Genomic DNA, 6,720 nt, shown 5'->3' on the forward strand with positions numbered 1-6,720 from the left:
CTGAATTCGACAGGAAAATAGTTGCAATTAAAAGAGACAACGTAACTTGTTGGATTGCTCGGATGTTTTAACAACGTCTTCTGAGGCTGAAACTAGCTACAGCCCAGAAAGGCCAAAAATTGATGACATACGGCCTTACCAATGAGAGTGCGATAGTGTGTTTAACGTGTTATTTAGCGACGACGTAAGTCGATTGGTCTGACACGTCTGTTGATGCAATGCCGAAGTGCGCTAACGGGCACTTGATTTAGGTGTCAGTGTTTTATCTAAAGATATTAATGCCACAGCGTTTGCCCTTCTAAGTGTGAAGGATCACGCGGTAACTTACGTAATGTGAATTCATCTCTGAGATAAGATTTAGCGAAGTTCTTTCGCTTCTTTCCTAATGCTGGCAAGTCGCCTAACACTTTAACAATACCTTTAACTTCCAGTGAATCAAAACTATAGCCTTGATCAAGAAGGAGCTCCAATACTGGATAGAGCTTTTTATATACCCGAGTTGCTTCAGCTTTTGAATCTCGTCTTCCTTTTATCTTCGCCCGCAAAGAGTCGAGTAGAGAGAGCCTTCCCAAATGGCCAAGTATATTGGATACATTAATTATGACGTTCGTAACGTAGATACTTAGAACGAGTTCGATGCAAAAGATAACGTAGTATTCAGTAATAAATATTTGGTCACTGTACAGGATGACCGGGTAAACATTCTCTAAGATCGTCATGCCAACAAAACTAACACCGATCAAGATTCGATAATTAGAACTGATAACGTCCACATTAGTGAATCGTAAGAACAAACAAATAATGACAACGTATGTGATAAACGCAGAAACAAAGGAGATGACTTGCTCACCAGTACTCGCCACCATTAGGTCAACATTAAAGAAAGTAGATCCAATGATTAGTAGTGCGCATAAGATAATTGCTTGCTTTTGGTCATTGTTTGTTTGCAAAATTTTGGCTCCGATTTAATACAGCGGCGGAGTATAGATGAAACTTGCAACTACTTTTATATCATTGATTTAAAATGGTTATTTTGACTACCTAATTGGTGGTATTGATTGGTTCATTGAATCGATAAACCGTGCTTTTGATAGGGCTCGGTTCGTAATTTTCTCAACTTTGCTGTGTGACTAATAATATCACCCCATCCCCAAATATTTCCTTTCAGGAAAGTAGAGCGCATTCTTTGCTACATAAAAAACGCCAATACCAACTCTATCAGGAAGGCTTGAGCCAATTAGACGGCCACAACGTCCAAGTCGCCATCAATCCGGGCATGCGATTGATTTCATGGCTTACGATGAAAACAACAAGGTGACGTGGGACTTTAAGTATTACGAAGCGATTTAAGGACTTAATCCGGCGCTGTGTGCAAAATCCGCAAGGACTAAGATACTGAAACCCCTCACATTTCACGCACAAGCCAACTGCGTATTATGTCTGCTTATGTTCAATCGTGCATATCTCCTTGAATCAGTGCAACCTCTTGTATTTAGAGGTTTTATCATTGAAGTATCGCGAAATGAGTAAGAATTACATTTTTCGAGAGTTAGAGTGCCAAATGACGAAGGAAGAGGTTGCTGAACTGTGTTTTAAAACTGTGAGAACGGTCACGGGATGGGACGAAGGAAAACCAATACCGCCGGAGTGCAAAAGGCTAATGAGAATGGCAAAAGGTCGAGAACTAAGCATTAGTGAAGACTGGATACAGTTCAAAATGTTATACGACAGTATGGAGCTGCCGACAGGCCAAGTGGTAAGGCCGCAACAAATCTTAGCAGGGATTGCGCTTTTGGGGATTCAATCTGAGTTAGAGATTAAGACTTCAACACATCTACTCGGACTTGCTAGAGCAATAGCGAACATCAAGAAATAGGATTAGAAAAGTATGGTTCTTTCAGACTTACCACTAAGAGCTGTAGTTATCATATTCTATGGTGAGCTAATTAGTTGTTAAAGTTACTACGACTGGGCAGGAGACTACCTTTCTGGAATTAACCAGTCCTCCTTTTTGGTCATATCAAGGAGAAAGGAGCCGGACTCATAGAGTTCGGCTTTTTTATAAGTAATCTAATTTTTAAAAACTACTTTTTCTATAGAGCTTGTTTTTATCTTTTCAACTTGGCCGCTAGTATCATCTAAATACATAACCCAATCATTAGTCTCTTGTATCAAGTGGGCATCATAGATTTTTTCTTTTGTTTCTATTGATACAAACTCAAGTTTGGCTCCACCTAAGGCAACTGGTATTTTGGGATAAATATATTTTGTGTAATTACTAATTACCATCCATAAAATAAAGAATAATGCAATCGTACCAAATACCAGTTGGTACAACTCTTCGTGCTTTTCCTTTGTCTCGGGGTCAGAATATTTGGGTTCAACGTCTAAGTATTTATCGTCTTGGCTCATGGCAATACCAATATAGCCAAAGAAGAAGTATGTGGTCGCTTTCGTAATTCCAGAGAATTCAGGAACATTCCATGCAATAACGAAAGTAATAACTATCATTGGTATTGCTGTGACTCTTGCGAGGAATCCAAGAACTTTACTAAAAAGAGTCTCATTATGATTTATCATCAATGCGATGTTGAATATTGAAAACACAACAACAGCATGAGCAATTGTTGAAGCTATAAAGCCAATCACAATTAAAGGATCGGTAGGGTGTATGGAGACTTCAAATAGTTCTTTACCATACAAAAGAGTATAAGCGACATAAGGTAGCGAAATGACTCTTAAAGACCATGGTAATAGCTTATCAATTGTTAAGCTTTTACTAATGTTAGATAAGTTTACTTTTATACCTGTATAGACAAAGCACACAACAGCAAAACCGACTAACCCAAATCCAGACAGAATGTATTTAGCTTGGACTAATTGAAATTCATAACTTCCGAAGTTCGATAGGTATGCGTTATGGACAATAAAACCAACAACATATAAAACTACAGGGATTTTAATCCAGTACTTTTCTAGTAACTCCAAATTCTAACCCTTTCATGATGCCTTACAATCACAAGGCGTGAGCATTCTACACTTAAGTGTGACAGTTTTCTTTCTGATACGATGTTACTAACAATTCCCTTTTACGAACAGTGCTTTATCGTTAAAAGCAATATGATTAACAAAAAATATAGCACGATTCGATATAGTTAAAAATAAGGGACTAGCGCGCAAGCTTGCAACTAGAGCAGGGTTATGTGGGTACTGATAGTTAGGTTGAATTTACCCCCGTGATACAACACGGGGGTTGCTGCCCACAGCGTCGCGCTCGCTGTTCAGCTCTCACGACTCACGCGAAGCTGTGGGCAGAGTAGAAAGAATTGTTAGCTAGATGGGTTGCAGTAGCAAAAAGCCCCACTGATGTTGTGAGGCTCTGCTAGGGTGATCTTGGCAATGTGAAGGGCGGGTGATGTGGTTTCATCAAGTCAGCTACGCTTCGCTGCTTTTCGGGCATTTGGGGAAGTCATACCCAAGAACTGTATCGAGTGCCCTTATCCCTGCGGGGCTAGTGCACCAATAAGCGTTATTTTTTTACGAGTTAAAATTTAAAGGTATCCCAATTGTTCAGCCGCTTTACGCAAGTCGAACAATTGAACATCTTTGGCAAGTTGTTCAAGTTCAATTTGATCCAAACTTTCAACCGACTCTTTACTCGGTGGCTCAAAGAAAATAAAGCCTTGTAGTAAGTTCTGAAGAGAAACAATCTCTTCGCTGTCCAAAACTTTCTTAAGAGATTCAGCTTCAAACTCACTACATTCATATAGCTTTAGATTATGTAAATAAACTAACACTTGTTTTTGTTCATCAATTTTAAGTGACTGGAACCACTTTGACGAAGGGAACTGTGCGTTAGAGTTTTTCATTTCTGCATCACATTGTTGCCATTTTTGATCCCAATCGACCAAGTAATCTAGCCTATCAGGACTGGTAGCGCAGCCGCCTAATAAAAGGGTGCTTCCCAATAAAGCTAGAGCTTTATAGTGCTGACTCATAAACACATCTCCAAAATTGTTGTTCTTTCCCTGATGTCATGATCATCATTCCTCCAGCAGCCTGCGATACCTTGTGTTTCGTTATCTTGTTAGTTGCCATCATTGCATCTCCCCACAATTCCCAATCATATTCCCTGATTGAAATAGCTCCTTCGAAGGCAGCATTTCGAATCGAAGGCGTCCCAAAAAATATTTGATACACCGGAACCATTGAAACAGCGCTACTAAGTAAATCGCCATGGCTCATTATATCGCGAACTTCTTGAATGCTTCCTTTGCTCTTTGTGGAAAGAGTTAAGTTACTGATTGTACAATATCCTAATTTCGCCATTGTTAGTTCCTCTAGTCAACCTATTAAATTCTAACAACAAAGTGTGATTCTTTTTAACTAACCTCTTAGACAAAAGAATCAAATGCTCAGTTAAAACGAAATCGGCATTATGATTCGGTACATTTCGAACCTTACATGCTGAAGATATCAACAGACCTTTGAACATCCTCAACTCTACCACTCATGAAGTCGTTACCTTCAGAAGCGGTAGCAACGTCACTCGATGTAGGTGGACACGTTAAAACCCTCGACACTGTTTTAGAGCGCACTTGAATCAAGCAATCATCAATCAATTCGAAGCGGTAGCCGTAGCGGTTCAATACAGCCGAGCGTATATAGAAGGTGTCTACACCTTTATCTATCCTAAAAACAAAGTCTGAATACTCACCAAAGCCCTTTGGATAAACCGTTCTACTTACTGACGTAAGGTAGACCGCTGTAGAGCCGTTGAATACTGGAAAAGCATCAAAGAAAGGATTCACAGCATCAGGAAGACTTTCAGCAGAAGCTTGAGAAGTAGCATTGCTAGAACCCACCCGAACAGAACTTTCCCCATCTTGGATAGGAACATTTTCAGATACTGGAACGTTAGCCGGAGGAGATAGAGTAGGCGAGTTGGTAGGGGCAGCTGGCGCATCAACCGTTTGAACTTCACCCACATCAGAATCAGATAGTACATAAGATAAATCCCATAGAAATTTGCCAATGGCCACGACACCGATAAGGATCGCAAGAATGAATTTTGGAGACTTCAATACCGAGATATCAGACTTAGTAGCGTTAAAGCCTCCGGTTCCTGTGGACTGATAGAGCGCGAATACATCAACAGGAACTTTCTTAGTCGTACTACTGGCCATGTCGGCCTTAGTAGAGGGAGCTGTCTTAGTGGACTTTGGAGGATGGTTAAAAATTCTTGGCTTACGACTTCGAAAGAACGTGTCCGTTGAACGGTGAGAATAAGCTTCACCGGCACAGCCTTTTAACCAAGTAGGGATTGCAGTGTAATCAGGCGTAAGCATGACAATATCCCATTGGTATTTTCTATGCCGCATGAATGCACCGTAGAAGTCGAACGGGTAGAGCAGTCTGTTATTTTCATCGAGTTGGGTTCGTTCACAATCATCAACGTCACCCACTTCAAATGAATCAGGGTCAACCGGAAGCCAACGAGAATAGAATAGTTCTGAAAAGTCTTTAGGTAGGTAATCTACGAACTCAGAGAACGGCTTTTGTAAGAACTTCTCACGCTTGAATCCTGCTTCGGGACAATACAAATCCTGACACTCGTCAATCACAACGAATGCACCAAGAGGCATCCAGTTGAACCAGTTTTGCCAGAGCATCACACCCTCAGAAGATCGTGTAAAGATCCTAATCAAGCGTGCTGAATCTGGAAACTTTTCACCTAGCAATTCTTCGATAGATTCTTTAGGCTTCAAGCCCTCAATATTGGTTACAACGATACGACCCTCACGCAAAGCAGGGAGGATTTCGAACCATGTAACATAAGCGGTTTTATAAGCCCCGTTAGAGCCATGACGAAAGGAAACAGCCATATCACCACCCCATAATTCTAAGCACAAATGCCGTAGCAAACGCATCAACAACAATTCGAACTGAATCAACAATGCCGAACTGGTGACAGGCAAAGCGTAGGTCTGATGGAAGCTTGTTAAAGGCCATGTTTAACACCGTATAGACCTCATATTCAGAAAGCAGTAAAGAGGCAACGCTATAGGCCATTTCGAGCATTTGGATTTTTAGATAGATATAGAGCTTAATGAACCAAAACCATGCATAGGTGAACAAGTCTAAAAACAAGTCAGGAATGGTAGCAAAGAAGTCGTAAATACTGCCGAAGACAGTAACAATGTAATCAAGTGCGCTGTAGAAATATTCCATGATTTATACCTTAGAGCGACCAGAAGAAAGCAAGATAAAGCCAGCTAATAGAGCTGCGATGAATAAGATAACGGTTCGAATCATATTGGTATTGTTGGAGCCTAAAGTGCTGAAAAGATTAAAACCCACATCAACATCCCATCGACTAAGAAAGAAGCTTGTACCGTCATATGAGCCGTCAGAGAATGACATTTGACCGAGCTTTAGAGGAGATTGTTTTACAGTACTTTCAAGCGTTTTTTCTAGCTGTTCAACTTCAGCCTCTATTAACCCAATGGAATTAGAAAGAACAGTGTTACCAACATAACCGTCACCATTACCTGGTGCAGTGAATGAACCTGATTTACCGAAAACCTCTTGAAGGACATCTTTAATATCCCCTTTGGTAAGACCATCATCATTATTGTTACCACCACCAGTAGAACCGTCACCACCAGTAGAACCGTCACCGCCAGTAGAGCCGTCGCCACCAGTAGAACCATCACCACC

General features: G+C 40.7%; 8 protein-coding genes and 1 pseudogene. 2 read left to right on the forward strand and 7 right to left on the reverse strand.

Features of this window, described 5'->3' with window-relative positions; genetic code table 11:
* Positions 1 to 275: 275 nt before the first annotated feature.
* Positions 276 to 950, reverse strand: a complete 675-nt coding sequence (locus OW495_RS14110) for a hypothetical protein (RefSeq protein ID WP_102514303.1) — start codon at positions 948 to 950, stop codon at positions 276 to 278.
* A gap of 248 nt (positions 951 to 1,198) precedes the next feature.
* Between OW495_RS14110 and OW495_RS14115 the strand changes: the two are divergent.
* Both OW495_RS14115 and OW495_RS14120 read left to right on the forward strand, forming a co-directional pair.
* Positions 1,199 to 1,347 (forward strand): annotated as a pseudogene (locus OW495_RS14115) (M15 family peptidase); the annotation flags it as partial.
* A gap of 160 nt (positions 1,348 to 1,507) precedes the next feature.
* Positions 1,508 to 1,876 carry a phage protein gene (locus tag OW495_RS14120; RefSeq protein WP_048612101.1) on the forward strand — a complete coding sequence of 123 codons (369 nt, stop codon included), beginning with the start codon at positions 1,508 to 1,510 and terminating at the stop codon, positions 1,874 to 1,876.
* A gap of 194 nt (positions 1,877 to 2,070) precedes the next feature.
* On the opposite strand, the gene OW495_RS14125 is transcribed toward OW495_RS14120, so the two are convergent.
* From OW495_RS14125 to OW495_RS14150, 6 genes are all read right to left on the reverse strand, one after another.
* Positions 2,071 to 2,988, reverse strand: a complete 918-nt coding sequence (locus OW495_RS14125; protein WP_289887136.1) for a hypothetical protein — start codon at positions 2,986 to 2,988, stop codon at positions 2,071 to 2,073.
* Positions 2,989 to 3,551: 563 nt separating this feature from the next.
* Positions 3,552 to 3,998 (reverse strand): hypothetical protein, encoded by a 447-nt coding sequence (locus tag OW495_RS14130; RefSeq protein WP_076670879.1) that lies wholly within the window; start codon positions 3,996 to 3,998, stop codon positions 3,552 to 3,554.
* Complete coding sequence (locus OW495_RS14135; RefSeq protein ID WP_076670880.1) at positions 3,982 to 4,329, reverse strand: hypothetical protein; 348 nt, start codon at positions 4,327 to 4,329, stop codon at positions 3,982 to 3,984. The genes OW495_RS14130 and OW495_RS14135 overlap by 17 nt, the downstream gene beginning before the upstream one ends.
* A gap of 131 nt (positions 4,330 to 4,460) precedes the next feature.
* The gene (locus OW495_RS14140) at positions 4,461 to 5,885 is read right to left on the reverse strand and encodes a zonular occludens toxin domain-containing protein (protein WP_076670882.1); all 1,425 of its coding nucleotides are present in this window, start codon (positions 5,883 to 5,885) and stop codon (positions 4,461 to 4,463) included.
* A 1-nt stretch (position 5,886) separates the two neighbouring features.
* Positions 5,887 to 6,231 (reverse strand): hypothetical protein, encoded by a 345-nt coding sequence (locus OW495_RS14145; RefSeq protein WP_076670884.1) that lies wholly within the window; start codon positions 6,229 to 6,231, stop codon positions 5,887 to 5,889.
* A 3-nt stretch (positions 6,232 to 6,234) separates the two neighbouring features.
* On the reverse strand, positions 6,235 to 6,720 hold a 486-nt coding region (locus OW495_RS14150), incomplete at its 5' end, for a hypothetical protein (RefSeq protein WP_289887137.1).

Source organism: Vibrio sp. 14N.309.X.WAT.E.F5, assembly GCF_030397615.1.
Taxonomy (GTDB): Bacteria; Pseudomonadota; Gammaproteobacteria; order Enterobacterales; family Vibrionaceae; genus Vibrio; species Vibrio lentus.

Coding starts and splice junctions, on each gene's coding strand:
- OW495_RS14130 (WP_076670879.1), bottom strand. CDS start 3,998: ATGAGTCAGCACTATAAAGCTCTAGCTTTATTGGGAAGCACCCTTTTA.
- OW495_RS14135 (WP_076670880.1), bottom strand. CDS start 4,329: ATGGCGAAATTAGGATATTGTACAATCAGTAACTTAACTCTTTCCACA.
- OW495_RS14140 (WP_076670882.1), bottom strand. CDS start 5,885: ATGGCTGTTTCCTTTCGTCATGGCTCTAACGGGGCTTATAAAACCGCT.
- OW495_RS14145 (WP_076670884.1), bottom strand. CDS start 6,231: ATGGAATATTTCTACAGCGCACTTGATTACATTGTTACTGTCTTCGGC.